General features: G+C 38.0%; 3 protein-coding genes. All 3 read left to right on the top strand.

Going from position 1 to position 1,394, the window contains the following annotated elements:
- The coding region (locus tag ACTHUR_RS11155) for a hypothetical protein (protein ID WP_440398614.1) at positions 1–237 on the top strand (237 nt) is incomplete at its 5' end.
- Positions 231–803: a DUF4276 family protein gene (locus tag ACTHUR_RS11150; RefSeq protein ID WP_219088522.1), complete on the top strand. Its 573-nt coding sequence runs from the start codon at positions 231–233 to the stop codon at positions 801–803. The genes ACTHUR_RS11155 and ACTHUR_RS11150, both read left to right, overlap by 7 nt.
- 387 nt (positions 804–1,190) lie before the next feature.
- Positions 1,191–1,394 (top strand): dioxygenase family protein (locus ACTHUR_RS11145; RefSeq protein ID WP_440398613.1); only part of this gene is annotated, 204 nt, incomplete at its 3' end.

Here is a 1,394-nt window from a genome sequence, read left to right as displayed (position 1 = left end):
ATCAGTGAACTGATCGGCTTTATACGTGAATATGTAAGCCCTCACCATCCAATTATTCTGACAACTCATAGTGAATCGGTAGTGCGTAGCTTGGAATTGGAAGAGTTGTATTTTGTCAGTAAATCTCAAGGCAAAACCCAAATTAAAGATGTTCGGAAGTCCGGTGTCGATAAAAACAAAATTCCGTTAGATACGGCTTGGCTGACCAATCTGCTGGGAGGAGGATTGCCATGGTAAAAGTCGGATTTATTGTTGAAGGGTCATGCGAAAAGATTATTATCGAATCAGAGGCATTCAAGACCTTTTTACACAGGAATGATTTTGAATTGATTGAACCTGTTGTTGATGCCAATGGCGCAGGTAATTTATTGCCTCATAATATTGAGCCCTTTATTGGTGTTTTGGAAGCAAATGGAGCAGAAAGACTGTATATTTTGACGGATTCGGACGGACTCCCTGTTGAAGGTGTTAAGGAAAGAATCAGCCACGCGAAAATTACTGCCTATTTTATTGCGGTTAAAGCGATAGAAGCATGGTTTCTAGCAGATACTCAAGCCATGAAAAAATTTTTAGAAATTGAAGATTTTGAGGGAGAACAGTTTCCGGAAGAGACGCCCGAATTGCCTTGGGACAGAATCAGCAAAATTGTCAAAGAAACCGGTTCTGCCAGAGGACCGGGAAACAAAGTTGGCTTTGCTAAGAAGATGATTAAATATTGGGAATTTTCAATCGAAAATGCTGCCACGCATCCAAACTGTCCGAGTGCAAAATGTGTTGTTGCACATTTTCAATCTAATAGATAAAAATCGTCTGAACGTATAGTTTAAAGATGGTCAATAATATTGCTCTACCATCTCTATATTGAAAATTTTTCTAATCTTTCTAAGATAAAAAGGTCGTCTGAAAACCAAGTTTATTTTTCAGACGACATTTTTTTATAATTTGCTATTAAAAAATAATATTCTGGCGTTGAGTTATCAGTCATAGAATTAAGTGCTTCTAGGCAGATTTACTAGATTGACTTAGGTATTGCTATTGAAATCCGAATCTTCGGACCTCTTTTTAACTTTGCAGCAAGCCAAAGAATATCCCATTATTTCCTATTTGGAAAATATGCTGTTCGTAAATTGAGATTTATTGCTTAATCATTTATCCGTACAATCCGCCTCATCAGATATAAGGAGGCAGTGATGAAAAAAATGCCTGTATTGTTTGTCGGGCATGGTAGTCCGATGAATGTGTTGGATAAGGAAAATCCTTTCAACCAGAATCTCAGCCTGATTACGCAAAAATTTGCCAAACCGAAAGCCATTTTGATGATTTCGGCGCATTGGTACAGCAGCGGTTTGCAGGTCTCATCGGGCGAACAGCCTGAAATGATTTATGATTTTTAC

This window comes from Neisseria sp. P0021.S007 (assembly GCF_051956855.1).
This window is presented reverse-complemented; position numbering and strand designations above follow the sequence as displayed.

Bases quoted from the DNA above. Each gene is read 5' to 3' on its own strand.
- ACTHUR_RS11150 (WP_219088522.1), top strand. From the start codon at position 231: ATGGTAAAAGTCGGATTTATTGTTGAAGGGTCATGCGAAAAGATTATT.